The organism is Methylibium rhizosphaerae (assembly GCF_006386545.1).
GTDB classification, from domain to species: Bacteria; Pseudomonadota; Gammaproteobacteria; order Burkholderiales; family Burkholderiaceae_C; genus Pseudorivibacter; species Pseudorivibacter rhizosphaerae.
Window position 1 is genome coordinate 19585 of the sequence record NZ_SWAR01000020.1, and the last position, 24899, is coordinate 44483.

Below are 24899 nucleotides of genomic sequence, written 5' to 3' on the forward strand. Positions count from 1 at the left end.
ACGCCGAGGGGCCCGCCAGATGCTGAAGCAGACCGCGGTGGACTTCGCCGGCCACACGCCGATGATGGCGCAGTACCTGCGCATCAAGGCCGACTTCCCCGAGACGCTCGTGTTCTATCGCATGGGCGACTTCTACGAAGTCTTCTTCGAAGACGCGCGCAAGGCCAACCGCCTGCTGGACATCACGCTCACCCAGCGCGGCCAGTCCAACGGCGAGCCGGTGGTGATGGCCGGCGTGCCGGTGCATGCCCTGGAGGCCTACCTCGCCAAGCTGGTGAAGCTGGGCGAGGCGGTGGCCATTGCCGAGCAGGTGGGCGACGTGGCCACGGCCAAGGGGCCGGTGGAGCGCAAGGTGGTGCGGGTGGTGACGCCCGGCACCGTGACCGACACCGAGCTGCTGAACGAACGCGCCGACACGCTGTTGCTGGCGCTGGCATCGCATGGCCCCCAGCAGCGCTCGAGCTACGGCCTGGCGTGGCTGGCGCTGTCCAGCGGACAGCTCGGCCTCACCGAATGCGGCGAGCGCGAGCTCGCCACCTGGCTGGCACGCCTGTCGCCGGCCGAGGTGCTGTTCACCGGCGACGAAGCACCCGCCGCGCTCCGGCTCACCCGTGCCACCCTCACCCGCCGGCCGGCCTGGCAGTTCGACAAGGCGCTGGGGCAGCGCAAGCTGTGCGAGCAGCTGCGCGTGCAGAGCCTGGCGGGCTTCAACGCCCAGGACCTGCCGCTCGCGCATGCCGCGGCCTCGGCGCTGCTGGCCTTTGCCGAGCACACGCAAGGGCAGGCGCTGGCCCATGTGCACACCCTGGCGGTCGAGCGCGCCAGCGATCTGCTGGAGCTGCCGCCGGCCACGCACCGCAACCTCGAACTCACCCAGACGCTGCGCGGCGAAGAGGCGCCCACACTGCTGTCGCTGCTGGACACCTGCCGCACCGGCATGGGCAGCCGTCTGCTGCGGCACTGGCTCACACGGCCGCTGCGCGAGCGCAGCACCGCGATGGCCCGGCATGCCGCCATCGGCACGCTGATGGAACGCGGCTTCGAGCCGCTGCGCGAGGTGCTGCGCCATGTGAGCGACGTGGAGCGCATCACCGCGCGCATCGCGCTGCGCCAGGTGCGCCCGCGCGAGCTGGCCGGCCTGCGCGAAACGCTCAAGTCGCTGCCCGCGCTGCGCGCCACCGTGCCCGCCGACGCCAACGGCCTGCTGTCTGCGCTGTCGGGCGACCTCGTGCCGGATGCCGGCATCGGCTCGCTGCTGGCGGCCATTGCCGAAGAACCCGCGGTGCTGCTGCGCGACGGCGGCGTCATTGCGCCGGGCTTCGACGCCGCGCTCGACGAGCTGCGCGCCATCAGCCAGAACTGCGACGCCTTCCTGCTCGACCTCGAGACGCGCGAGCGCACCCGCACCGGCATCGGCAACCTGCGGGTGCAGTTCAACAAGGTGCACGGCTTCTACATCGAGGTGACGCAGGGACAGCTCGACAAGGTGCCGATGGACTACCAGCGCCGGCAGACGCTGAAGAACGCCGAGCGCTTCATCACGCCGGAACTCAAGGCCTTCGAGGACAAGGCGCTGTCGGCGCAGGAGCGTTCGCTCTCGCGCGAGAAGCTGCTGTACGAGCAACTGCTCGACGGCCTGCAGCCCCACCTGCATGCGCTGGGCGCGCTGGCGCGTGCGCTCGCCTCGCTGGATGCCCTGGCTGCGCTGGCCGAACGCGCCGCCACGCTCAACTGGCGCCAGCCCGAGTTCGTGCCCCACCCGTGCCTCGACATCGAGCAGGGCCGCCATCCGGTGGTCGAGGCACGCCTGGCAGAGACCGGCAGCGGGCCCTTCATGCCCAACGACTGCCGGCTCGACGCGGCGCGCCGCATGCTGGTGATCACCGGCCCCAACATGGGCGGCAAGTCGACCTTCATGCGGCAGGTGGCGCTGATCGTGCTGCTGGCGGCCATGGGCTCCTACGTGCCGGCGGCGGCCTGCCGGCTGGGGCCCATCGACGCGATCCACACCCGCATCGGCGCGGCCGACGACCTGGCCAATGCGCAGTCGACCTTCATGCTCGAGATGACCGAGGCGGCCGCCATCATCCACGGCGCCACCGAGCAGAGCCTGGTGCTGATGGACGAGATCGGCCGGGGCACCTCCACCTTCGACGGCCTTGCGCTTGCCGGCGCCATTGCCAGCCACCTGCACGACCGCAACCGCTCGTTCACCCTGTTCGCCACCCATTACTTCGAGCTGACCGAGTTCCCGGCCCGGCACGAGCGCGCCGTCAACGTGCACGTGTCGGCCGCCGAGTCGGGCGACGACATCGTGTTCCTGCACGAGATCCAGCCCGGCCCCGCCAGCCGCAGCTACGGCGTGCAGGTGGCGCGCCTGGCCGGCATGCCGGCCCTGCTGGTGCGGCAGGCACGTGCCACCCTCGAGGCGCTGGAGGCGCAGCAGCGCGCGGCCGACGCGCAGATCGACCTGTTTGCCGCCCCGCCGCCGCTGCCCGAGGCTGCCGAGCCATCGGCGGTGGAGGCCGCGCTGGCCGGCATCGAGCCTGATACCCTGTCACCCCGTGAAGCGCTGGAGGCGCTGTATCGCCTCAAGTCGCTTCACCAAGGAGCCTCGTCATGACCTACTGCGTGGGCATGCGCCTGAACAGCGGGCTGGTCTTCCTGTCGGACTCGCGCACCAACGCGGGCCTCGACCAGATCAGCACCTTCCGCAAGATGACCGTCTACGAAAAGCCGGGCGACCGGGTGATGGTGTTGCTGTCGGCCGGCAACCTGGCCATCACGCAGGCGGTGCGCCAGGTGCTGCAGGCCGAAAGCATCGAAGGCGACGACGGCCCGATCTCCATCTGGACGGCCAAGAGCATGTTCGATGCGGCGCGCATCGTCGGCAGCGCCATCCGCAAGGTGCACGCACGCGATGCCGACGCGCTGAAGAAGCACGGCATCGAGTTCAACGTGAACCTCATCTTCGGCGGCCAGATCGCCGGCGAGACGATGCGGCTGTTCAACATCTATGCCGCGGGCAACTTCGTCGAAGCCGGCATCGACGGCGTGTGCTACTTCCAGATCGGCGAGTCCAAGTACGGCAAACCGGTGATCGACCGGGTGGTCACGCCCGAGACGCCGCTGGACGAGGCGGCCAAGTGCGCCCTGGTGTCGATGGACTCCACGCTGAAGTCCAACCTGTCGGTCGGCCTGCCGCTGGACCTGCTCGTCTACAAGGGCGACACGCTCAAGGTCGACAGCGTGGTCAACATCGACGAGGGCAACGCCTACTTCCGCATGATCCGCAGCTCCTGGGGCAAGCGGCTGCGCGAGGTGTTCGACTCGCTGCCCGACCCCACCTGGCACGGCGAGGCCAGCGAATATCCGTTGACGCAGGCCCCGGTGGCGCAGCAGGCGCAGGCGATGAACCCCTTGTCCATCGTGCGCGCCCCTGATGCCTGAGCAAGACAGCAAGCCGGCGATCGTCTTTTCGCACGCCAACGGCTTCCCGGCCGGCACCTACCGCCTCATCTTCGAGGCGTGGCGTGCGGCGGGTTATGAAGTCCACGCGATCGAGAAGCTGGGCCACGACCCCGACTACCCCGTCACCAGCAACTGGCCGCACCTGCGGCGGCAGCTGGCCGACTTCGTCGAGCGCCAGTTGGGGCGCCCGGCGTTCCTGGTGGGCCATTCCCTCGGCGGCTTCCTGAGCCTCATGACGGCGATCCGCTTTCCGCAGCTGGCGCGCGGCGTGGTGCTGCTGGACTCGCCGGTGATCTACGGCTGGAAGGCGCGCGCCCTCCAGTTCGCCAAGGCCACCGGCTGGAACGAGCGGGTGTCGCCCGGCCGCGTGTCGCGCAAGCGGCGCAACCGCTGGTCCGACCCCGACGAGGTGTTGAAGCACTTCATCGAGAAGCCGGCCTTCGCCCGCTGGCACCCTGACGTGCTGGCCGACTATGTGAAGGCCGGCACCGAAGCCGACGAACACGGCCGGCGGCTCGCCTTCGACCGGCAGGTGGAGACCGACATCTACAACACCCTGCCGCACCACATGGGGCGGCTGGCGCGACGCTACCCGCCTTCATGCCCGGTGGCCTTCGTGGGCGGCACGATCTCCAACGAAGTGCGGCAGGTGGGCATGGCAGCGACGCAGCGCGTCACCCAGGGCCGCCTGTCGTGGATCGAGGGCGGGCACCTGTTCCCGTTCGAGAAGCCGGCCGAGGCCTCCGCCGAGGTGCTGCGGTGGCTGGGCGAGTTCCAGCAAGGTTCCGAAACAAGGGCCGGCGCCTGAGCCCCGAGGAGCGGCCGATATAATGCCGCTTTACCACCAGGGCATTCTCGGCTGAGGATGCTGCACGACATGACCAAGTTCGTCTTTGTCACCGGCGGTGTGGTGTCCTCCCTCGGCAAGGGCATTGCGTCTGCATCTCTGGCGGCGATCCTCGAATCGCGCGGCCTCAAAGTCACCCTCATCAAGCTCGACCCGTATCTCAACGTGGATCCGGGCACGATGTCGCCTTTCCAGCACGGCGAGGTGTTCGTCACCGACGACGGCGCCGAGACCGACCTCGACCTGGGCCATTACGAACGTTTCATCACGACGCGGATGAAACGTTCGAACAACTTCACGACCGGCCAGATCTACAAGAGCGTGCTCGAGAAGGAGCGCCGCGGCGACTACCTCGGCAAGACGGTGCAGGTGATCCCGCACGTCACCAACGAGATCCAGGAATTCGTCAAGCGCGGCGCCGCCTACGGCACGCAGGATGCCGTGGACGTGGCCATCGTCGAGATCGGCGGCACGGTGGGCGACATCGAGTCGCTGCCCTTCCTCGAGGCCGTGCGGCAGATGAGCCTGAAGCTCGGCCCCAACAACACGGCCTTCGTGCACCTCACCTACGTGCCCTGGATCGCCGCGGCCGGCGAGCTCAAGACCAAGCCGACCCAGCACACCGTGCAGAAGATGCGCGAGATCGGCATCCAGCCCGATGCGCTGCTGTGCCGCGCCGACCGGCCCATCCCCGACGACGAGCGCGAGAAGATCTCGCTGTTCACCAACGTGCCCGAATGGGGCGTGATCTCCGTGTGGGACGCCGACACCATCTACAAGGTGCCGCGCATGCTGCACGAGCAGGGACTCGACGGGCTCATCTGCGACAAGCTGCGCCTGAACACGCCGCCGGCCAACCTGACGCGCTGGGACGCCCTGGTGCACGAGGTGGAGCATCCGAAGGCCGAGGCGGTGATCGCGATGGTGGGCAAGTACACCGACCTGTCGGATTCGTACAAGTCGCTCAACGAGGCGCTGCGCCACGCCGGCATCAAGAACCATGCGCGGGTGCGCATCGAGTACGTCGACTCCGAGACCATCACGCCCGACAACGTGGGCCAGCTCGGCCGCTTCGACGCCATCCTGGTGCCCGGCGGCTTCGGCAAACGCGGCGTCGAAGGCAAGATCTGCGCGGCGCGCTATGCCCGCGAGCACCGCATTCCCTACCTCGGCATCTGCCTGGGCATGCAGGTGGCCACCATCGAATACGCACGCCACAAGGCCGGCCTCGAGAACGCCAACAGCACCGAGTTCGACGAAAGCACGCCGCATCCGGTGATCGCGCTGATCGACGAATGGCAGGACCGCGACGGCAGCATCCAGAAACGCGACGCCAACTCCGACCTGGGCGGCACCATGCGCCTGGGCGCGCAGAGTTCCGACGTGAAGCCCGGCACGCTGGCGCACGACATCTACGGCGACGTGGTGACCGAACGCCATCGCCACCGCTACGAGGCCAACGAGCATTACCTGCAGCGCCTGCAGGAGGCCGGCCTCGTCATTTCGGCCATCACCCAGCGCGAGAAGCTCACCGAAGTGGTGGAGCTGCCGCGCAGCGTGCACCCGTGGTTCGTGGGCGTGCAGTTCCACCCCGAGTTCAAATCCACGCCGTGGGATGGGCACCCGCTGTTCAACAGCTACATCAAGGCCGCGCTGGCGCATCAGGCCGCCGGTGTGGCGCAGAAGGCTGCGGCCTGAGGACACCCTATGAAGCTCTGTGGCTTTGAAGCCGGCCTGGACAAGCCGTTCTTCCTGATCGCCGGCCCCTGCGTGGTCGAGTCCGAGCAACTGCAGATCGACGTGGCCGGGCAGTTGAAGGAGATCACCGCCGCGCTCGGCATCCCCTTCATCTTCAAGTCGAGCTACGACAAGGCCAACCGCTCGTCGGGCACCTCGTTCCGCGGCCCCGGCATGGAAAAGGGCCTGGAGATCCTGGCCCAGGTGAAGCGGCAGCTGGGCGTGCCGGTGCTGACCGACGTGCACACCGAAGCCGAGATCCCGCAGGTGGCCTCGGTGGTCGACGTGCTGCAGACGCCGGCCTTCCTGTGCCGGCAGACCGACTTCATCCGCGCCGTGGCGCAGTCGGGCAAGCCGGTCAACATCAAGAAGGGCCAGTTCCTCGCCCCCGGCGACATGAAGAACGTCATCGACAAGGCCCGCGCCGCGGCGCGCGAGAAGGGCCTGCCGGAAGACAGCTTCTTCGCCTGCGAGCGCGGCGCGAGCTTCGGCTACAACAACCTCGTCTCCGACATGCGCTCGCTGGCCATCATGCGCGAGACCGGCGCGCCGGTGGTGTTCGACGCCACCCACAGCGTGCAGCTGCCGGGCGGCCAGGGCACCAGCTCCGGCGGGCAGCGCGAGTTCGTGCCGGTGCTGGCGCGCGCAGCCATCGCAGTCGGCGTGGCGGGTGTGTTCATGGAGACCCACCCCGACCCGGCCAAGGCGCTGAGCGACGGGCCGAACGCGGTGCCGCTCAAGCACATGAAGGCCCTGCTCGAAACCCTGGTGGCGCTCGACCGCGTGACCAAGCAGAACGGGTTCCTCGAGAACAACTTCAACGCCTGACGCCCGAGCGGTCCGACATGCCCAGCGCCTACATCATCGCCAACGTCACCGTCACCAACCCGACCCAATACGAGGACTACAAGAAGTTCTCGACGCTGGCGATGCAGGCCCACGGGGCCGAGCCGTGCGTGCGCGGCGGTGCGGTGCAGGTGCTCGAAGGCGACTGGCAGCCCGACCGGGTGGTCGTGCTGAAGTTCCCCTCGGTGGAGGCGGCCCGCCGTTTCTACGACTCCACCGAGTACGCACGCGCAAAGGAGGCCCGCACCGGGGCTGCCGTCATGCGCATGATCGTTGTGGAAGGGCTCTGACGAGCCCTTCTTTCCATCCACGCAAGCAGTACCAGAGAGAGACAGAGGACAAGCGAATGAGTGCCATCGTTGACATCGTCGGCCGGGAGATCCTGGACAGCCGCGGCAACCCGACCGTCGAGTGCGACGTGTTGCTGGAATCGGGCGTGATGGGCCGCGCGGCCGTGCCGAGCGGTGCGTCCACCGGCAGCCGCGAAGCCATCGAGCTGCGCGACGGCGACAAGGGCCGCTACCTGGGCAAGGGCGTGCTGAAGGCCGTCGAGCACATCAACACCGACATCTCCGAAGCCGTGCTGGGCCTCGATGCCTCGGAGCAGGCCTTCCTCGACAAGACCCTGATCGACCTGGACGGCACCGACAACAAGTCGCGCCTGGGCGCCAACGCCACGCTGGCAGTGTCGATGGCGGTGGCGCGTGCCGCGGCCGAAGAGTCCGGCCTGCCGCTGTACCGCTACTTCGGCGGCATGGGCGGCATGCAGCTGCCGGTGCCGATGATGAACGTCGTCAACGGCGGCGCGCATGCCAACAACAACCTCGACCTGCAGGAGCTGATGATCATCCCGGTGGGGGCGCCCAGCTTCCGCGAGGCGGTGCGCTACGGCGCCGAGGTGTTCCATGCGCTCAAGAAGATCCTGCACGACAAGGGCATGAGCACCGCCGTGGGCGACGAAGGCGGCTTCGCGCCCAACGTGGCCAACCACGAGGCGGCCATCCAGATGATCCTCGAGGCGATCGACAAGGCCGGCTACACCGCAGGCGAGCAGATCGCGCTCGGCCTCGACTGCGCGGCCAGCGAGTTCTACAAGGACGGCAAGTACGTGCTCGAAGGCGAAGGCGGCCTGAAGCTGAGTGCCACCGAATGGACCGACATCCTGGCGACCTGGGCCGACAAGTACCCGATCATCAGCATCGAGGACGGCATGGCCGAAGGCGACTGGGACGGCTGGAAGCACCTGACCGACAAGCTCGGCAAGAAGGTGCAGCTGGTGGGCGACGACCTGTTCGTCACCAACACCCGCATCCTGAAGGAAGGCATCGACAAGCGCATCGCCAACTCGATCCTCATCAAGATCAACCAGATCGGCACGCTGACCGAGACCTTCGCCGCCATCGAGATGGCCAAGCGGGCGAACTACACCGCCGTGATCAGCCACCGCTCGGGCGAGACGGAAGACTCCACCATCGCCGACATCGCCGTGGGCACCAACGCCGGCCAGATCAAGACCGGCTCGCTGAGCCGCTCGGACCGCATGGCCAAGTACAACCAGCTGCTGCGCATCGAGGAAGACCTGGGCGACATCGCCGTCTACCCCGGCCGCTCGGCGTTCTACAACCTGCGCTGATCGAAAAGGCCGCCGGACCGCATGCGCCTCGTCACGCTGGCTCTCGTGGCCTTGCTGGCCTTCGTCCATGTCGAGCTCTGGTTCGGCAAGGGCGGCGTGCCGCGCGTGATGGTGCTGCAGTCCGAGCTGGCGGCCCAGCAGGACAAGAACGAACTGGCGCGCCAGCGCAACGAGCAGCTGGCCGCCGAGGTGCGCGACCTGAAAGAAGGCCTCGAGATGGTCGAGGAGAAGGCGCGCTTCGAGCTGGGCATGGTCAGGCCCGACGAGATCTACGTGCAGATCGCGCCCCGGCGCTGACGAGCGCCGTCCTCCAGTACCTCACGGCGAGCGTGCCGTCATGGACACCTTCGTCGCCCTCCTGAATTCCGCTGCCTTCACCTTCGGCCCGCTCACCGCCAGCTGGGCCGAACTCGCCGGCGCCCTGCTGGGCGTGTGGATGGTGGTGTGCAACTGGCGCGTGAACCCGCTGGCCTGGCCGCTGGCCATTGCGAGTTCGGCGCTCTACTGGCTGGTGTTCTGGCAGGCCAGGCTGTACGGCGACGCCTGGCTGCAGGTCTTCTTTGCCGTGGTGGCGCTGTGGGGTTGGTGGCAATGGCTGCGCGGAAGGCAGGCCGACGGCCAGACCTTGCAGGTGCGCTGGCTCGGCCAGCGGCACCGCGCCCTCATGCTGCTGGGCATGGCCGCGCTGTGGCCGGCGATGGGCTGGTTCCTCGACCGCTACACCGACACCGACGTGCCCTACTGGGACGCCTTTCCCACCGCTGGCAGCCTGCTCGGCCAGTTCCTGCTTGGCCGCAAGTACGTCGAGAACTGGCCGGCCTGGGTGGCGGTCAACCTGGTGGGCGTCGGGCTCTTCGCCTACAAGGGTCTGTGGCTCACCGTGGGCCTGTACACGCTGTTTGCCGCGATGGCCGTGGTGGGCTGGCGCGCATGGTCCCGCCTGGCCGCCGCGAAGGACGCATGAAGACCGGCAAGGTCATCGCCATCCTCGGAGCCGAAAGCACCGGCAAGACGACGCTGGCCCACACGCTCACGCTGGAGTTGCGCGCGCTCGGCCACGACGCCGCGGTGGTGACCGAATACCTGCGGGAGTTCTGCGACCGCGCCGGCCGCACGCCGCGCGTGGAGGAACAGGCAGACATCGCCGCCGAGCAGACACGGCGCATCCAGGCGGCCGCGCGCCGGCACGACATCGTGGTGGCCGACACCAGCGCGGTGATGATCGCGGTCTACAGCGACCTCATCTTCGACGACCGGTCGTTGTACGCCGAGGCCCTGGCCGTGCACCGCGACCAGTGCGATGCGACCCTGCTCACCGCACTCGACCTGCCGTGGCAGGCCGACGGTTTCATACGCGACGGCGCGCATGTGCGCGAGCCGGTCGATGCACTGGTGCGCCAGGCGCTCGACTCGGCCGCGCTGCCCTACGGCGTGGTCTGCGGGCAGGCCGATGCCAGGACCAAGGCGGCGCTGTCGGCGCTGCAACGACTCGGGCTGGCAGCGGCACCGACAGCCGCAGAAGCGGCCGGCGAACCGGAGCCCGCCGGGCGCCGCTGGCGGGCACGCTGCGCCGAGTGCCTCGTGGCCGAGTGCGAACACCTGGCCCGCAACGCAACGCGTCCCTAGAACGCGGAAGGCCCCTAGGCCGAGGGGCCCACCTAGGGGGGCACAAGCATCGAGTCTCGCCTAGCTTGAGTAGCAGCGGCTCCCGTCACGCGGGCCGCACACCCACTCAAGGAGCCCACGATGCCCGACATTTCCCGCATGCCCAACCTCGAGGCGAGAGCCTTTGCCGGCAACCGCTTCGCCGAGGCGCTGCTGACCTATCCGTGCCCGCAACGCATCCTCATGGTGACCGACGGCAGCCTCGACTTCGGCACCGGTTTCTTCGGCCTGTCGGAGTTCGTCTCCATCGTGGCGGCGGCCGGCCACACCATCGCCACCGCGCACCGCAGCGGCGCCGGTCCCACCACCATCGCAGGCGCGTTCACCTTCGATGCCTCGGTCAACACCGCGCAGTACGACCAGCTGTGGCTGTTCGGCTTCAGCTCCGCCGCGCTGCAGCCCGCCGAGCAGGCCCGGGTCGCCCAGTTCATGAAGGACGGCGGCGGCGTCTTCGCCACCGGCGACCACGGCAGCCTGGGCAGCGGCATGGGCAGCTTCATCCCGCGGGTGCGCGCGATGCGCAACTGGGCCGGCATCCCGATGAGCTCGCCGCAGCGGCTCGACACCGTGATCGACCCGGGCAGCGACAACGTCAAGCAGTTCAACGACCAGGCCAATGCCATCGCGCAGCGGATCTATCCGGTGTTCTTCTCGAACGGCGGGCCCGACTCGGCCGCTTCGAGCTGGAACGTGCACCCGGTGCTGCGCCACCCGTCGGGCGCGGTGGACTGGATGCCCGACCACGCGCACGAGAGCGAGTGCCTGGCACCGGCGACCGGCCCCGGCACGTTCGCCGGCGTCGAGGAATGGCCCGAGCCCGTCGGCGGCGGGCCGCGCATCGCGGCTCAGGTGGTGTCGGTGTCGATCTCGGGCGGTCGCTTCATCGAAAGCGGCGCGCCCACGCCCACCGGCACCAAGCCGCCGGTCCTGCCGCGGTCCTTCGGCGGCATCTCGGCCTATGACGGCGACGCCGCACGCGTGGGCCGCATCGTCTGCGACGCGACCTGGCACCACTTCGTCAACATCAACCTCAACGGCTCGGGTGCCGGCAGCGACAGCCTGGGCCAACCGTTCGAGGGCCTGTATTCGGGCGGCTCGCCGACACCCGAGTACCAGAAGATCCAGCGCTACTACCTCAACACGGTGCGCTGGCTGGCGCCGCGCGGCCGCCGCCGCTGCTGGCCCTTCATCAAGCTGGCGCTGGCACGTTTCGATCCGGAGATGCTGGAGTTCGAGCTGCCCCACCCGCACCCGTGCCCCTGGGACCCGCTGGTCGAGCTCGGCCTGGTGGCCGAACAGGCGCTCACGCGGCAATGGGGTCCGGGCAGCGTGCCCGAACTGGTGGCCGAACTCGCCGACACCGCCGAGCTGCCGGCTTCATGGCAGGCGCTGCTGACGCCCTTGCAGGGCGGCCGCAAGGAAACCACGGCACCCTCGATGCTGCCCCTGGCGCACCTGCGGCACGCGATGCTGGGCGCGGTGGTCAACCAGATCGCCGAGACGCTGCCGGCGGACGCCGAAAAGCTGGCCGGGATGATGAAGGACCACGAGCGGCTGGCGACCGAAACCGTGCGCAAGGGGCTGCACGAGGCACTGCCCACCATCGCGGCGCACATGGAGCGCGAACTCAAGCGGCTCGAGGTGCTGCAGCGCGCGATCGCCGAGTTCAAGGTGTGAAGCGACCGCACCCCGCCTCGTACGCGATGCGGGGTGCGCCGACTACTGCGCGGCGATCGTCGCCGCGGTGCCGGCCGCTGCCGGCTTCAGGTGTTCGTCGAGAAAGCTCTCGAGCGCCCGGAAGAACGACACACGGTGGCTGTGCCGGCTGAGGTGATGGTCGCCGCCCTCGAGCTCGATGTAGCGGTGCGGCTTGCCCGCACGGCGCAGTGCGCTGGCCATCGTCTCGCTCTGGTCCACCGGCACGCGGCGATCCAGCGTGCCGTGCACCAGCAGCACCGGCGCCCGGACGCGCTCGGCCTGGCGTGCCGGCGAGGTGGCCCGCAGCTGCGCCCTGTCTGCCCACAGGCGCCCGATCGTGCGTTCGGCCGCCTGGCGGCCGCCCAGGTAATCGCTCTCGAATTCGATGAGGTCCGGCAGGTCCGACACGCCCGCAAAGCTCACCGCACAGCGGTACAGATCGGGCGTCTTCACTGCGCCCATGAGCGCCGCATAGCCGCCGTAGCTGGCGCCCACGATGCACACCCGCTTCGGGTCGGCCACGCCCTGCTCCACCGCCCATGCCACCGCATCGGTCAGGTCGTCCTGCATCTCCAGGCCCCATCGCTTCAGGCCAGCCAGCCTGAACTCGTGGCCGTAGCCGCTCGAGCCGCGGAAGTTGACCTGCAGCACCGCATAGCCCCGGTCGGCCAGGAACTCGGTCCACGGGTCGAAGTCGACGTCGTCGCGGCTGTGCGGGCCGCCGTGCGGCAGCAGCACGAACGGCAGCGGCTGCTTTGCATCGCCCGCAGGTGATTGCCCTGACGGCAGGGTGAGGTAGGCATTCAGCGTCAGCCCGTCGCGGGCCTTGATGCTCACCGCCCGCTTGCCCGCAAGCGCGGCATTGGCGAGGTCCGGGTGGGTGCTGCCCAGGAACGCCAGCTGGCCGGTGGCGCGGTCGCCTGCATAGAACCCGCCCGGCTGGCGGTTGCCGCTCGAGTAGACCAGGTAACCCTGCTCGTCGTCGCTCATGCCGAGCAGGCGGTTGCTGCGGCCGGGCAGCGCCCGGTCGATGGCCAGCATCTGCGCCCGCCAGTCGTCGGCCCACCACTCGCTGCGGGCCTCGCCCCCGTCGGACTCGGTTTCGTCGATGCGCAGGCCGATCACCTCGCCGGTGGCCGGCGCCCGTATCAGGCTGCCGTCCGTGTCGCGGTGGGGGTGCGCCAGCCGCAGGGTCCTGGGCAGCCCCGGCGCATCGAGGCGGACCGAGAATACGGCCATGCGGCCTTCGTGATCGGCCCGAACATAGAGTTCCTGCGGGTCGCGCCCGAAGCCGAGCGGCCAGACGGATTCCTCGAGCTTGTCGAAGGCCCACAGCTTGCGCCAGTTCCGGCCATCGGGGTCGCTGCCGAGGACTTCCCAGCCGCCGCCGTCGTCCAGCAGGCGGATGCCCACGCGCACCCGGTGCTGTGCGTCGGTGAACCACCAGTGCACGTCGCGCTCCGGTGCCTTGACCATGTGGCTGGCGCCCGTTTCGACGTTCACCTTGTAGACGCCGGGCAGCGGCCGGCCCGGCTCGTTGAGCTGCAGCAGCACGTGGCGGCCGTCGCCGGGCAGCCAGTCGATCACCTGGTCCTGGATCTGCTGGCTGCGCACGTTGCCCGACAGGCTGCCCGGCTGCGGCCGGTTCTGCACCAGGTTGACCAGGCCACCGCCTTCGGCCTTCACCGAAACGAGCCGGGTCTCCACCGTCCCCACGAAGTCGCGCCGCGCCGCGTAGCGGAAGCTGACCAGCAGACGCTCGTTGCTGACCCAGCGGATCCAGTTGAAGTGGAACTTCTGGTTGTCGGTCTCCAGCACGCCGCGCGGGCTGCCGCCCGCGACCGGCCGGGTGATGAGCACGGTGCGGTCTTCCCGGTTCAGCAGGGCGGCGATCTGCTTGCCGTCGCGCGACAGCGCCACGCGAGACAGGTGAGGAACGCGCGCGAAGTGCTCCACGGGGCGACGCTGCGCCGCGGGCGATGCAGCCGCGGGTGCCGAGGCCTGGGCCCACGATGCAGCGGGCGCCAGCAGGCACGACAGGCACAGAAGGGACGACAGGCCAGCAGCCACCGTGCCGCGCACGCGGCGCGGTGAGATCGGACAAGCCATGGTCAGTGCACGACCTTGGACGCGGGCGGCTGGTCGCGCTGCGGCGTGAACAGCTCGCCGACGTCGACCGCGTCGAAGCGGTACTGGTTGCCGCAGAAGTCGCAGCCGATCTCGACGTCGCCGCGTTCGGCCACGATGCTGTCCACCTCTTCGCGGCCCAGGCTGCGGAGCATGCCCGAGACCCGCTCGCGCGAGCAGGTGCACGCAAAGCGCGGCGACAGCGGCTCGAAGCGGCGCACCTGCTCTTCCCAGAACAGGCGGCGCAGGACGGTGTCGGCATCGAGCGTGAGCAGCTCCTCGCTGGTGAGCGTGGCGGCCAGGTGCGCGATGCGGTTGAAGCCTTCGTTGAGGCCGATCTCGTCTTCGTTGCGCCGGCCGCCCGCGAGGTTGCCCTCGCCTTCGACCGGCAGGCGCTGGATCAGGAGGCCGGCGGCGACCTGGTCGTTGGCGGCCAGGATGAGCCGGGTGTCGAGCTGCTCCGACTGCAGCATGTAGTGCTCGAGCACCTCGGACAGGCGCTGCAGCGGCTCGCGATGGTCGCCGTGCAGCGGCACGATGCCCTGGTACGGCTGCTGGCCGGGCAGCTTGTCCTTCGGGTCGAGCGTGATCACGCAGCGACCCTTGCCGTGCACGTTGAGCATGGCTTCGAGCTGCGCGTCGGCCGGCACCTCGCCCACCACCTTGGCGGTGGCGCGCAGCGCGAGGTCGGGCTGCACCTCGGCCACCGCCAGCTTCACCGGGCCGTCGCCGAACACCTGCAGCACCAGCGCGCCGTTGAACTTGATGTTCGACTGCATCAGCGCACCGGCCGCCGCCATCTGGCCCAGCAGCTCGCGCACCGGCTGCGGAAAGCCGCCGGCCGCCTCGCGGCGCTTGAGGATCTCGACCCACGCACCGGTGAGGCGCACCAGCATGCCGCGCACCGGCAGGCCCTCGAACAGGAACTTGTGCAGCTCCGACATCGCTTATCCGATCTTCTTGAGTTGCGCGCGATAACGCGACGCGTTGTGCACGTAGTGCGCCGCCCCATGCTGGAACGCAGCCACCTGCTCGGGCGTGAAGGTGCGCACCACCTTGGCCGGCGAGCCCAGGATCATGCTGTTGTCCGGGAACTCCTTGCCCTCGGTCACCAGCGAGCCGGCGCCCACCAGGCAGTTGCGGCCGATCTTCGCGCCGTTGAGCACCACGGCGCCGATGCCGATCAGCGAGCCGTCGCCGATCTGGCAGCCGTGCAGCATGACCTGGTGGCCCACCGTCACGTTGTCGCCCAGGGTCAGCGGAATGCCGGCGTCGGTGTGCAGCGTGGAGTTGTCCTGCACGTTGCTGTTGCGGCCGATGCGGATGAGCTCGTTGTCGCCGCGCACCACGGTGCCGAACCAGATGCTCGCGTTTTCGGCCAGCTCGACGCGGCCGATGACCTGCGCGCTGTCGGCCACCCAGGCCGTTTCATGGAGACGGGGCGCGTCGTCCCCGAGCTGGTACAGCGCCATGGCTGATCCTTCGAACTGCAAAAACCTAGAATTCTAGAGATGGACCTGAGAGCACATGCCCTGCAAGCCCTCTGCGTGGCCGAGCCCCATGCGAAGGTGGCAGCGGTGCAGGCGCTGTGGGAGGCCCGCGAAAGCCTGCCGCTGCTGCCCGCGCGCACCCTGGAGGCGGCAAGCGGCCTGCCCGGCCGGCCGCAGCGCCCCCTGCTCGTGCCGCCCGGTTCGGTGCCCCAGCGTTCGCCCTACACCCTGCCCGGCCGAGCCGCGCTGCTGCATGCCATTGCGCACATCGAGTTCAACGCGATCAACCTCGCACTCGATGCGGTGTGGCGCTTCGCCGGCATGCCCGAGGCCTTCTACCTCGACTGGCTGCGCGTGGCGCGCGAGGAGGCCTTCCACTTCACGCTGCTGCGCGAGCACCTGCGCACGCTCGGCCACGACTACGGCGACTTCGACGCACACGACGGCCTGTGGTCCATGACCGACAAGACCCGCGACGACATCGTGGCGCGCATGGCGCTGGTGCCGCGCACGCTCGAGGCGCGGGGCCTCGATGCCACACCCTTGATCCAGCGCAAGCTCACCAAGGCAGGCGATGCCCGTGCGGTGGAGATCCTCGACGTCATCCTGCGCGACGAGGTCGGCCACGTGGCCATCGGCAACCACTGGTACCGGTGGCTGTGCCGGCGCGAGGGGCTGGACCCGGTGGCCCACTACGGCGTGCTGGTGCAGCGTTACGGCGCGCCCCGCCTGAAGCCGCCGTTCAACCGCGCGGCGCGGCTTTCGGCCGGATTCACCGACGCCGAGATCGCCTTTCTCGAAGCCGAGCAAACCCTAGGTGACGCCCCCCGGGCGTGAGTTTTGCAACGCTTACACTCCGCAAGCCCGACCGGCGGGCGACACAGAATGCCGCCGGCCAACCAAGAGCAACTTCCCTCACCACTCAGGAAGACACACACCATGACGACAACCTTGATGAACACCCGCAAGTTCCTGAAGACCGCCGGCCTGCTGTGCGCCGGCGTGCTGCTCGCCGCGTGCGGCAAGCAAGGCAGCGAGACCGCTGCACCGGCTTCCGCCCCGGCCGTGGCTTCCGCCCCCGCCCCCACGCCGGCACCTCGGGTGCTGGTGGTCGGCACCGACGCCGCCTACGCGCCGTTCGAGTCGCAGAACGAAAAGGGCGAGATCGTCGGCTTCGACATCGACGTGGTGAGCGCCGTGGCCCAGAAGGCAGGCTTCGAGGTGAAGTTCGTCAACACGCCGTGGGAAGGCATCTTCAACACCCTGCAGCAGGGTGACCGCGACTTCCTGGTGTCGGCCATCACCATCACCGACGAGCGCAAGCAGACGATGGACTTCTCGTCGCCCTACTTCGATGCGCAGCAGCTCATCGCGGTGAAGAAGAACTCCAAGGTAGGCAAGTTCGACGACCTGAAGAAGCTCAAGGTCGGCGTGCAGACCGGCACCACCGGCGACGAAGTGGTGACCAAGCTGCTGGGCAAGAACAGCACCAACGTGAAGCGCTTCGAATCGACCCCGCTGGCCCTGAAGGAGCTGGAGTCGGGCGGTGTGGACGCAGTGGTGGCCGACAACGGCGTGATCATCAACTACGTGACCAACAACTCGGCCGCCGGCTTCAAGACGGTGAGCGACAAGTCGTTCGCGCCCGAGCAGTACGGCCTGGCGGTCAAGAAGGGCAACACCGAGCTGCTCGAGAAGCTGAACAAGGGCCTGGCCGACATCAAGGCCGACGGCACCTACGACCAGATCTACACCAAGTACTTCGGCGCCAAGGCGGCCGAAGGCGCCGCTTCGGCCGCTTCGAAGTAAGCACGGGGCTGGTTCGCGATGGATCTGCGCTGGGAGATCCTGTCAGGCTACATGCCCTTGTTCGTCGAGGGCCTGTGGATGACGGTGAAGCTCACGCTCGTGGCCATCGGCTGCGGGCTTCTGCTGGGCGTGGCACTCGGGCTGGTCAGCAGCTCGCGTGACGCCCCGCGACCGAAGTCGGCTGCACTGGACTGGGGGCTGCGGATCCTGCGCGTGGTCACGCGCGGCTACGTGGCCTTCTTCCGCGGCACGCCGCTGTTCGTGCAGATCCTGCTCGTGCACTTCGCGCTGATGCCCACGCTGATCCACCCGGACGGCGGCCTGCTGGTCTCGGGCGATGCGGCACGCGAGTTCCGCCAGTCGCACGGCGCGTTCTTCTCGGGGGCGCTGGCGCTCACGCTCAACGCGGGCGCCTACATCTCCGAGATCTTCCGCGCCGGCATCCTGTCGATCCACCTGGGCCAGACCCAGGCGGCCTACAGCCTGGGCCTCACGCACGGCCAGAGCATGCGCTTCATCGTGCTGCCCCAGGCCTTCCGCCGCATGGTGCCGGCGCTGGTGAACGAAGGCGTCACCCTGATCAAGGACTCGTCGCTGGTGTCCGCCATCGGCCTGGCCGAGCTGGCACTGGCCGCACGCACCGTGGCCGGGGCCTACTCCCGCTACTGGGAGCCGTACCTGGCGATCTCGGTGATCTACCTGGTGCTGACGCTGGTGCTGTCCACCCTGGCCAGGCGGCTGGAGGCCCCGGCTCACCTGCGCGGGCGCTGAGGCGGCTGGAGGCCCCCGCGCACCTGCGCGGGCGCCGGGCGCCTGCCCGGTCAGACCTCCAGGTAGCCCTTCGCCAGCTTCTCGGCCACCAGCTTCTCCTGCTCGCGCTGCGCGCGGGCTTCGGAGTCGAACTGCTTGACCTGGGTCTGGCCGCGCGAGCCGATGCGCCCGAAGGTCACCGCCACCTCGCAGCCGGTGCAGGCGATCTGCCAGAACTTGCGCGAAGGCCCTTCCGTGTATTCGAAGCGCCGCGGCATCACGGCAGCCGGCGGCGGCTCAGCGGCCGCCTGCGGCACCGGCTCCCGCTCGGGCTCCCGAGCCGGCGCAGCGGCCGGCTGCACCTCGGCCATCGGCGCCACGGCAGGCAGCTCCTCCACCGCGCCCGACAACGCCCGCTCCACCCGCGCCAGCACGCTGTCCGGCGCCTCATGCCAGTCGCGCGACAGCACCTGCAGCGTCCGCCAGCCGAAGGCCGCCAGCGCGCGCGGCCGGGCCACGTGGCGTTCGAACACGTCGCGGTTCGCATACTGCGCGGCCGTATCCACCACGATGCCCAGCGCGTAGCGGTCCGGCAGGCTCGCGTCGCGCACCGCCAGCTCGCAGCGAAAGCGCGACTGGCCGACCTGCTCGTCGACCATGTGGCCGCGCGAGCGCAATGCGGCCGCCAGCTGACGCACCACCTCGTCGGGCGTGCCGTCGCCGCTGCCGAGCGCCTTGCGCGCCAGCGGATTCAGGTTCTCCAGCAGGCGGCGCGCCGACTCGGCATCGCCGCGCGAGCTGCATTCGGCGTATCGCAGGAACTGCTTGAGCGCCGCCGCGCCTTCGTTGTGGTCGTTGGTGATGGCCTCGTGGCGGATGCTGGCGACCACCGCCATGTGGTGGCGTGCGCGGCTGAAGATCACGTTCAGGCGCTTCTCGCCTCCGCGCTGGTTGATGGGGCCGAAGTTCATCAGCATGCGGCCTTCCGGCCCCGGTGCGTAGCAGATCGACAGGATCACGATGTCGCGCTCGTCTCCCTGCACGTTCTCGAGGTTCTTCACGAACAGCCCGCAGAACTGGTCGTCCTCCTCGCGCAGGTATTCGGCCTCCAGGCGGGCCGCGAAGCCGCTGTCGGCGGCGGCCAGCGCGTCCAGCGCTGATTCGATTTCGCTTTGCTGGGCCTCCGAGAAGGCCACGATGCCCAGGCTCTGTCCGGTATGGCGGGCCAGCAGTTCGCGCACCAGTTGCGCAATGCAGGCCGCCTCGGCCTCGTTGCGCCGCTGCGCATACACGCCGCCGGCCACGAAATGGTGACTGATCGGCCGCGCGAGCAGCGCATCGGCCTGCGCCGCCACGGCCGACGGTGCGGTTTCGCCGGCATTCAGCACGATGGGGCTCAGCTGCGGTGCCGGCAGGCCACGATCGGGGATGGTGTAGAGGTTGCCGGCGTAGAACGCTGCATTCGAGAACCCGATCAGGCACTCGTGGCGGCTGCGGTAGTGCCAGGCCAGCAGCGTGGCGGGCAGGTTGCGCGCGGCCTGGTTGAGCAGGCTGTCGGCGTCCAGCACCACCGCCACGCGCTCGCCTTCTTCCTCGATCGCCAGGGCCGCGTCGTCTTCGTCCTGCGACGACGACGAAAAGAAGCTGGTGGGCGGCAGCTGCATTTCGTCGCCCACCACGATGACCTGCGGCGCACGGTACAGCGCCGGCACCGCCTCTTCCACCGGAATCTGGCTGGCTTCGTCGAAGATCACCACGTCGAACAGCCGCGCATCGAGCGGCAGCGTGTCGGACACCGACAACGGGCTCATGAGCCAGACCGGCTTCATGTCGCGCACCACCCGCCCGCTGTCGCCGCTGGCGAGTTCGCGGATGGACTTGTAGCGCATGGACTTGCCGAACTCGTGCTCCAGCTCGCGGCGGCCGGCGGCGTATTGCTTCTTGAACAGCTTGCCTTCGGCATCGAGCTGGCTCGCCGCCAGCGTGGAGCGGTGCACGTTGTCGCCAAAGCGCCGCCGCACGCCGGCGCGCAGCGCCCGGGCGTTGACCTCGAGCAGCTCACGCTCGGCGGCATCGAGCCGTTGCGCATGCCGAGCCAGCTGCACGCCGTCGAAGCGCGGCAGCCAGCGCTCGCTGCGGTACACGCGCGCCAGCGCCTCGTGCGCGACTGCAAACTCGAGGGCCTCGGTCGACAGCGGCAGCGTGCGCAGCGTGTCGGCAAAGCCGGCGTCCGCATCGGCCAGTTCCTGCAGCAGCGGCAGCAACTCGGGCAACTGGTCGGCGTTCTCGCGCAGGTCTCGCAGCAGCTCGCCCAGCGACTCGAAACGCAACCTGGCCGGCGCATGCAGCAACTCGCCCAGCCACGGCTCCAGCCGATCGAGCTCCGGGGCGATTTCCGCCAGCCGCTGCACGCGGCCGCGCGCAGCGGCTGGCTCGTCGGCCAGCAGCCGGCGGTGCCAGTCAGCCAGCGCCGGCCGTCCCTGCGCGGCCTCGCGCAGTGCCTGCAGGCGTTGCACCAGCTGCTGCGGCTCGCGCAGGCCGAAGGAGGCCTCGGCCTCTTCGCATGCCGCCTGCAGCCGAGCCTGTGCCTGCTGCTCGGCTTGCAGCGCCGCCAGCACCTGGCTGGGCGCCGGCGCCACCGCATGGGCCGCGAACCTGTAGCGGCGAGCGAGCTCGCCGCGCAGGCGCCACCACGACGGCGACAACCAGCGCAGCAGCGAGCGCTCCTGAGCGCGCGCTTGCGCCAGTGCAGCGACAGTGTCGGTCGCAGAAAGCTTGTCCTGCCAGTGCACGGTCGCTTCGGCTGCCGCCGCCAGCGCCCGTTCGGCCGCCTCCACCTGATCGCATGCCGCAGTCAGCGCGCGGCTGGTGCCGCTGAGCGGATCCAGCAGGGCGAGCTGGCCACGCGCGGCGGGTTCGGCCAGCTGGCGCGCCTGCGCACCGAGTGCCAGCACATCGCCGAGCAAGAGCGTGCCCAGTTGCTCCTGCAGCACCTCGGCCACTACGTCACCGCTGCGGTCGAGAGCGGATTCGGCGCGATCGGCAAGCTCCAGCAGGCGCGTCAGCGGCCGCTCGTGGCGCACCAGGGCCAAGCCCAGATGCGAGAAGACGTGCTGCGCCAGGGTGGCTGCACCGGTGGTCTCGGCCACGGCACGCTGCAGGCGCTCGGCCAGTCCCGCATGGCGCAGCCATACATCGTGGCCCGGCAGCGCCTCCGCCTGCGTGGGGCCGAGGCGCGGATCGTGCTCGCGCAGCAGCACCAGCCGCTGCAGGAGTTCGCGCACCGCCACGCCGGCCTGCGCCGGCACCGCAAGCATGGCGGCATCGAAGCGCAGCAGTGCGTCCAGGTCCTGCGCCATCGCCTCGGCCATCTGGCCGCGCCGGCGCAACGCTTCGTCGAGCTCGTCGGGCGTTGCCAGCCACTGTTCGTAGGTCTGCCGCAGGTTCTGCACGAAGGCCTTCTTGTCGGCCTGCGAGTCGTGGATCATGCAGCACAGCTCGTCCAGCCCCTGCTGGCGCAGGCGATGGAACACCACGTCGATGGCGGCCCGCTTCTCGCAGACGAACAGCACCCGCTGGCCGCGGCCGACGTAGTCGGCGATCAGGTTGGTGATGGTCTGGGACTTCCCGGTGCCCGGCGGGCCCTGGATGATGTAGCTGGCGCCGCCGCGGGCCAGCGCCACGGCCGCAGCTTGCGTCGCATCGGCGCGCACCACCGCCCAGTGGTCGCCGGGCGCCAGCGGCGGCGGCGGATCGGTCTCGACCGCCCGCGGCTGCAGCGAGAACACCCGGTCGAAGGCCGGGTTGGGCAGGTCCGCCTCGATGAGCGCGGAGTAGTCCCGCACCAGCGACATCTTGCGGTAGTTGAAGTTGCCCAGCGTCACCGCGGTGAGGTCGACGTCCCACCGGTACGGGTTGGCCGCGCTGTCATGCAGCGCATAGGTGGTCCGCTCGATCAGCTCCGGCGTGGAGCTTGCCCCGCTCATCTGCGGATGGCGCGGCGCGGGCGGCGCGCCCACTGCGTCGCGCAAGGGCAGAGGTGTCGGCCTCACCTTGTCGTGGAACAGCTGCAGGCCGAGCGGGCGGAAGTCGTCGGCGGCATAGCTGTAGTCGTAGGCCGCCACCGGCGTGGCACGCGGCTCGCGCACGCGGCGCCGGCGCCTGAACTGCTCGAGCCGCTGGCGCGCCCGCTGATGGATCAGCTCGATTTCCGGCTGCGCGAGCAGGCGCAGCTGCACGCCGGGCTCGCTGGCCTGGATCTGCCGGAGCAGATCGCGGTGGAAGTCCTCGATCGTCGTGCTGCGCAGGTCCACCGATTCGGGCAGCTCGATGCCGTAGAGCTGCCGCAGCTGATGGCGCAGCGCCGGGTTGACCTCGGCCTCGCTGCCGGGCGCCTCGAGGATGTACTGGTCGCGCACGCCCTTCTTGCGCGAAAGCTCCACCGGCAGCAGCAACAGCGGAGACACCACCCGCTCGTCGCGTGCCTCCTTGAGGTTGTGCCAGCGCAGGAAGGCCAGCACGAGCGACAGCTGCGAGAAGCCGTATTCGGCGCGGTCGCGGCGCGCCTCCTGGATGATGTGGTCGAGCGCAGCCGGCAGATAGGGTTGGTCCTCGAAGCGCAGCCAGCGCGCCATCGCGATGCGTTCGCCCGCGACCACCTCCTCGGCGAAGCGCCCGCCCCAGACGCACAGCTGATCGAGCCGGATGCTGTTGAGGTCGACCACCAGCGGCACGCTGGCCACCGTGAGGTTGACCGACGACTGGGTCGGCCGGAAGTACAGCAGCCGGTTGCGCCGCGACAGGTCGAACAGGCGATCGCGCAGATGCTCCTGCACCGCGCGGCGGCGCTGCTGCGGCGCGCCGCCCGCGGCCACGCGCCCGAGCGCCAGGTCGGCCGGCTGGTCGCGATAGGTCTCCAGGCGGCGCACCAGCGAGGGCAGGTCGCGCGCGCGCATGTGGCGGTCCAGCGCCGTCATCTCGACGATCACGCCGGCCACCACCGGATGCAGGCGCTCGCGCAGCGTGAACAGGTTGTCGCGATGCGCAGCGAACAGCTGCAGGTCCTCGGCGGAGGTGAAGTCCAGGCCGCAGGCGAGGCTGGCCACCACCTGGCCGAGGCAGAGGATGTCGGACAGCTCGTCGTGGTGGTCGAGCCTGTGTTCCCAGGCGCGGTAGCCGGTCAGGTATTGCGGGCGCGCGAGCGGCGCGCCGGCGGCTTCGTCGTCCGCAGACACCGACAGGTCTTGCCACAGCGGGCCGGCTCCGCCATCGGCGCCCACCTCGGTGTCGATGCGCGACTGCCCCACCACCCGCAGCACCGAGGTCGCCGGTACGGCCAGGCGTTCGATGGCAGCGCGGTTGTCGCGCGGTGCCCGGCCCTCCGGGCGCGTCAGGCGCAGGCCGCCGTCTTCAGCCTGGTCGTAGGCCTCCACCCCGTCGAGCTGCGCCACGCGCGCCTGCTCGTGCAGCGCTGCCACCTGCCGCAGCAGCGGCAGCACCAGCGCCAGCACGTCGTCGGTCTGCAGGCCGCCTTCGGCCAGCCCGGCGTCGAGCACCCGCAGCAGCGCGGCACCGGTCTCAGCCATGCTCGGCCTCCGCGCGCGCCAGCAGCCCGGCAGCTTCCTGCTTCAGCCTGGTCAGGCTGCGCCTGGCCAAGCCGAGCTGGCGTTGCGCCAGCGGCTCGAAGGCCTCGCCGATGCCGAGCCTGTGGGCCAGCTGCAGCGCGGCCGCCAGCGGCACATCGTCGAGCTCGCGATCGCCGGCAGCGAAGTCGAGCAGCAACCACGCGAGGTATTCATGCGTGCCGCCGGAGGCGGCGACTTCGGCATCGAGCGCCACATCGCTGCTGCCCGCGCCGGCAGGCTCGAAGTCGGGAAAGAAGCGCCGTGCCTGAGCCAGCAGGGCGGGCGAGCGCAGGCAACGCGGCGCCAGCAGCTGCGCCAGCACCCTGCGGGTCAACGAGGTGAGCCGCTGCTGTCCGAGCAGGTCCAGCGTGTCCAGCGCCAGCGGCCCCTCGATCAGCGCCGCCAGCCGCTCATCGGCACCGGCGGCGCCTTCCACCCACAACGCCAGGCCGTGCGCGCGCACGAAGGCTTCGGGGTGGCTTTCACCGGCCGAGCGCCCGGGCGGTCTTTCCAGCACCTCGGCAGCCTGGCGCAGGTAGCTCTCGGCGCTGACTTCGGCCAGTCCGGTCTGCGTCTTGATCAGCGCACCCACCGCCGGCAGCAGCGCGCCGCAGGCGACGCAGCCGCCCCGGTCGGCGAACATCTCGGTATAGAGGCGATACAGCCGGGCCGTGTGCAGATGGCTCGCCCCGGCACGCGTGTCGGCCGCCGCTGCGCCGAGCACGCGGTCAGCGGTGTGGTAGTCGCCGCCGTCGCGCGTCCACAGGTGGTAGTGAGACAGCTCATGACCCAGCAGCGCTTCAAGCTCGCCGCCCTGCAATCTCTCGTGCACCGGGCCGGACAGCACGATGTGCGCCTCCCCGGGGACGAAATACAGCGCCGCATTCATGGCGCCATCGCCAGCCTGGTACAGCGTGACCGGCACATCGAGCTGCAGCCGGGCGGCGGCCTGCGCGCAGCGTTCGTGCAGGTCCGGATGCGAGTCGGCATCCAGCCGGTAGGTCCCCTTGAGCAGCTCGCTTCGCACCCATTGCGCATGCTCGCTGCGGGCTTGCGCCGAGGCGGCCCATTGCCAGACTTGCGGCTCCTCCTGCTTCAGATAGCGCACCACGGCCTGCTGGTACGGCAGTGGCGTCCAGCGGTCGAACGCGGTGGGCGCGAAGGTCGTCGGCATCGTGGCGGGCGAAGCTGCGAAGGCTGCA

The 24899-nt window shown here is 69.7% G+C and carries 19 protein-coding genes; 14 read left to right on the forward strand and 5 right to left on the reverse strand.

Annotated elements, in window-relative coordinates:
* Nucleotides 1-19: 19 nt before the first annotated feature.
* From mutS to E8D38_RS15240, 11 genes are all read left to right on the forward strand, one after another.
* Nucleotides 20-2623 (forward strand): DNA mismatch repair protein MutS, encoded by a 2604-nt coding sequence (gene mutS, locus E8D38_RS15190; RefSeq protein WP_246099512.1) that lies wholly within the window; start codon nucleotides 20-22, stop codon nucleotides 2621-2623.
* A complete protein-coding gene (locus tag E8D38_RS15195) occupies nucleotides 2620-3450 on the forward strand; it encodes a proteasome-type protease (RefSeq protein WP_140632402.1) in 831 nt (276 codons plus the stop codon). The genes mutS and E8D38_RS15195 overlap by 4 nt, the downstream gene beginning before the upstream one ends.
* Nucleotides 3443-4279 carry an alpha/beta fold hydrolase gene (locus E8D38_RS15200; RefSeq protein WP_140632405.1) on the forward strand — a complete coding sequence of 279 codons (837 nt, stop codon included), beginning with the start codon at nucleotides 3443-3445 and terminating at the stop codon, nucleotides 4277-4279. Before E8D38_RS15195 ends, E8D38_RS15200 begins: the two co-directional genes overlap by 8 nt.
* Before the next feature lie 69 nt (nucleotides 4280-4348).
* Nucleotides 4349-6016, forward strand: a complete 1668-nt coding sequence (locus E8D38_RS15205) for a CTP synthase (protein WP_140632408.1) — start codon at nucleotides 4349-4351, stop codon at nucleotides 6014-6016.
* Nucleotides 6017-6025: 9 nt separating this feature from the next.
* On the forward strand, nucleotides 6026-6883 hold the full coding sequence (gene kdsA, locus E8D38_RS15210) for a 3-deoxy-8-phosphooctulonate synthase (RefSeq protein ID WP_140632411.1): 858 nt from the start codon (nucleotides 6026-6028) through the stop codon (nucleotides 6881-6883).
* 17 nt (nucleotides 6884-6900) lie between these two features.
* A complete protein-coding gene (locus E8D38_RS15215) occupies nucleotides 6901-7191 on the forward strand; it encodes a DUF1330 domain-containing protein (protein ID WP_140632414.1) in 291 nt (96 codons plus the stop codon).
* Between the two features lie 56 nt (nucleotides 7192-7247).
* Nucleotides 7248-8534 (forward strand): phosphopyruvate hydratase, encoded by a 1287-nt coding sequence (gene eno / locus E8D38_RS15220; protein WP_140632417.1) that lies wholly within the window; start codon nucleotides 7248-7250, stop codon nucleotides 8532-8534.
* A 21-nt stretch (nucleotides 8535-8555) separates the two neighbouring features.
* Nucleotides 8556-8831: a cell division protein FtsB gene (gene ftsB / locus E8D38_RS15225; protein ID WP_140632420.1), complete on the forward strand. Its 276-nt coding sequence runs from the start codon at nucleotides 8556-8558 to the stop codon at nucleotides 8829-8831.
* Between the two features lie 40 nt (nucleotides 8832-8871).
* The gene (gene pnuC / locus E8D38_RS15230) at nucleotides 8872-9498 is read left to right on the forward strand and encodes a nicotinamide riboside transporter PnuC (protein ID WP_140632423.1); all 627 of its coding nucleotides are present in this window, start codon (nucleotides 8872-8874) and stop codon (nucleotides 9496-9498) included.
* Complete coding sequence (locus E8D38_RS15235) at nucleotides 9495-10160, forward strand: AAA family ATPase (protein ID WP_140632426.1); 666 nt, start codon at nucleotides 9495-9497, stop codon at nucleotides 10158-10160. The genes pnuC and E8D38_RS15235 overlap by 4 nt, the downstream gene beginning before the upstream one ends.
* Before the next feature lie 120 nt (nucleotides 10161-10280).
* Nucleotides 10281-11876: a hypothetical protein gene (locus E8D38_RS15240; RefSeq protein ID WP_140632429.1), complete on the forward strand. Its 1596-nt coding sequence runs from the start codon at nucleotides 10281-10283 to the stop codon at nucleotides 11874-11876.
* 42 nt (nucleotides 11877-11918) lie between these two features.
* Here the strand turns inward: E8D38_RS15240 and E8D38_RS15245 are convergent, their stop codons facing one another.
* Genes E8D38_RS15245 through E8D38_RS15255 form a run of 3 tightly spaced genes read right to left on the reverse strand, consistent with a single transcriptional unit; the run spans nucleotide 11919 to nucleotide 15496 of the window.
* The gene (locus E8D38_RS15245; RefSeq protein ID WP_140632432.1) at nucleotides 11919-14006 is read right to left on the reverse strand and encodes an alpha/beta hydrolase family protein; all 2088 of its coding nucleotides are present in this window, start codon (nucleotides 14004-14006) and stop codon (nucleotides 11919-11921) included.
* 2 nt (nucleotides 14007-14008) lie between these two features.
* The gene (gene hslO / locus E8D38_RS15250; protein WP_140632435.1) at nucleotides 14009-14968 is read right to left on the reverse strand and encodes an Hsp33 family molecular chaperone HslO; all 960 of its coding nucleotides are present in this window, start codon (nucleotides 14966-14968) and stop codon (nucleotides 14009-14011) included.
* A gap of 3 nt (nucleotides 14969-14971) precedes the next feature.
* Nucleotides 14972-15496 carry a gamma carbonic anhydrase family protein gene (locus E8D38_RS15255; protein ID WP_140632438.1) on the reverse strand — a complete coding sequence of 175 codons (525 nt, stop codon included), beginning with the start codon at nucleotides 15494-15496 and terminating at the stop codon, nucleotides 14972-14974.
* A 39-nt stretch (nucleotides 15497-15535) separates the two neighbouring features.
* Here E8D38_RS15255 and E8D38_RS15260 point away from each other — a divergent pair, with 39 nt between their 5' ends.
* The 3 genes from E8D38_RS15260 (at nucleotide 15536) to E8D38_RS15270 (ending at nucleotide 18094) form a co-directional block, all read left to right on the forward strand.
* The gene (locus E8D38_RS15260) at nucleotides 15536-16351 is read left to right on the forward strand and encodes a ferritin-like domain-containing protein (RefSeq protein ID WP_140632441.1); all 816 of its coding nucleotides are present in this window, start codon (nucleotides 15536-15538) and stop codon (nucleotides 16349-16351) included.
* A 102-nt stretch (nucleotides 16352-16453) separates the two neighbouring features.
* A complete protein-coding gene (locus E8D38_RS15265; RefSeq protein WP_140632444.1) occupies nucleotides 16454-17323 on the forward strand; it encodes a basic amino acid ABC transporter substrate-binding protein in 870 nt (289 codons plus the stop codon).
* A gap of 18 nt (nucleotides 17324-17341) precedes the next feature.
* Nucleotides 17342-18094, forward strand: coding sequence for an amino acid ABC transporter permease (locus tag E8D38_RS15270; RefSeq protein WP_140632447.1), 753 nt, complete (start codon nucleotides 17342-17344; stop codon nucleotides 18092-18094).
* 50 nt (nucleotides 18095-18144) lie between these two features.
* On the opposite strand, the gene E8D38_RS15275 is transcribed toward E8D38_RS15270, so the two are convergent.
* The gene (locus E8D38_RS15275; RefSeq protein ID WP_140632450.1) at nucleotides 18145-23658 is read right to left on the reverse strand and encodes a DUF4011 domain-containing protein; all 5514 of its coding nucleotides are present in this window, start codon (nucleotides 23656-23658) and stop codon (nucleotides 18145-18147) included.
* Nucleotides 23651-24871 carry a M48 family metalloprotease gene (locus E8D38_RS15280; RefSeq protein ID WP_140632453.1) on the reverse strand — a complete coding sequence of 407 codons (1221 nt, stop codon included), beginning with the start codon at nucleotides 24869-24871 and terminating at the stop codon, nucleotides 23651-23653. The genes E8D38_RS15275 and E8D38_RS15280 overlap by 8 nt, the downstream gene beginning before the upstream one ends.
* Between the last annotated feature and the right edge of the window lie 28 nt (nucleotides 24872-24899).

Bases quoted from the DNA above. Each gene is read 5' to 3' on its own strand.
- E8D38_RS15280 (WP_140632453.1), bottom strand. From the start codon at position 24,871: ATGCCGACGACCTTCGCGCCCACCGCGTTCGACCGCTGGACGCCACTG.
- kdsA (WP_140632411.1), top strand. From the start codon at position 6,026: ATGAAGCTCTGTGGCTTTGAAGCCGGCCTGGACAAGCCGTTCTTCCTG.
- mutS (WP_246099512.1), top strand. From the start codon at position 20: ATGCTGAAGCAGACCGCGGTGGACTTCGCCGGCCACACGCCGATGATG.
- E8D38_RS15200 (WP_140632405.1), top strand. From the start codon at position 3,443: ATGCCTGAGCAAGACAGCAAGCCGGCGATCGTCTTTTCGCACGCCAAC.
- E8D38_RS15255 (WP_140632438.1), bottom strand. From the start codon at position 15,496: ATGGCGCTGTACCAGCTCGGGGACGACGCGCCCCGTCTCCATGAAACG.
- E8D38_RS15205 (WP_140632408.1), top strand. From the start codon at position 4,349: ATGACCAAGTTCGTCTTTGTCACCGGCGGTGTGGTGTCCTCCCTCGGC.
- pnuC (WP_140632423.1), top strand. From the start codon at position 8,872: ATGGACACCTTCGTCGCCCTCCTGAATTCCGCTGCCTTCACCTTCGGC.
- E8D38_RS15235 (WP_140632426.1), top strand. From the start codon at position 9,495: ATGAAGACCGGCAAGGTCATCGCCATCCTCGGAGCCGAAAGCACCGGC.
- E8D38_RS15240 (WP_140632429.1), top strand. From the start codon at position 10,281: ATGCCCGACATTTCCCGCATGCCCAACCTCGAGGCGAGAGCCTTTGCC.
- eno (WP_140632417.1), top strand. From the start codon at position 7,248: ATGAGTGCCATCGTTGACATCGTCGGCCGGGAGATCCTGGACAGCCGC.
- E8D38_RS15195 (WP_140632402.1), top strand. From the start codon at position 2,620: ATGACCTACTGCGTGGGCATGCGCCTGAACAGCGGGCTGGTCTTCCTG.
- E8D38_RS15265 (WP_140632444.1), top strand. From the start codon at position 16,454: ATGACGACAACCTTGATGAACACCCGCAAGTTCCTGAAGACCGCCGGC.
- E8D38_RS15215 (WP_140632414.1), top strand. From the start codon at position 6,901: ATGCCCAGCGCCTACATCATCGCCAACGTCACCGTCACCAACCCGACC.
- E8D38_RS15260 (WP_140632441.1), top strand. From the start codon at position 15,536: ATGGACCTGAGAGCACATGCCCTGCAAGCCCTCTGCGTGGCCGAGCCC.
- hslO (WP_140632435.1), bottom strand. From the start codon at position 14,968: ATGTCGGAGCTGCACAAGTTCCTGTTCGAGGGCCTGCCGGTGCGCGGC.
- E8D38_RS15245 (WP_140632432.1), bottom strand. From the start codon at position 14,006: ATGGCTTGTCCGATCTCACCGCGCCGCGTGCGCGGCACGGTGGCTGCT.
- E8D38_RS15270 (WP_140632447.1), top strand. From the start codon at position 17,342: ATGGATCTGCGCTGGGAGATCCTGTCAGGCTACATGCCCTTGTTCGTC.
- E8D38_RS15275 (WP_140632450.1), bottom strand. From the start codon at position 23,658: ATGGCTGAGACCGGTGCCGCGCTGCTGCGGGTGCTCGACGCCGGGCTG.
- ftsB (WP_140632420.1), top strand. From the start codon at position 8,556: ATGCGCCTCGTCACGCTGGCTCTCGTGGCCTTGCTGGCCTTCGTCCAT.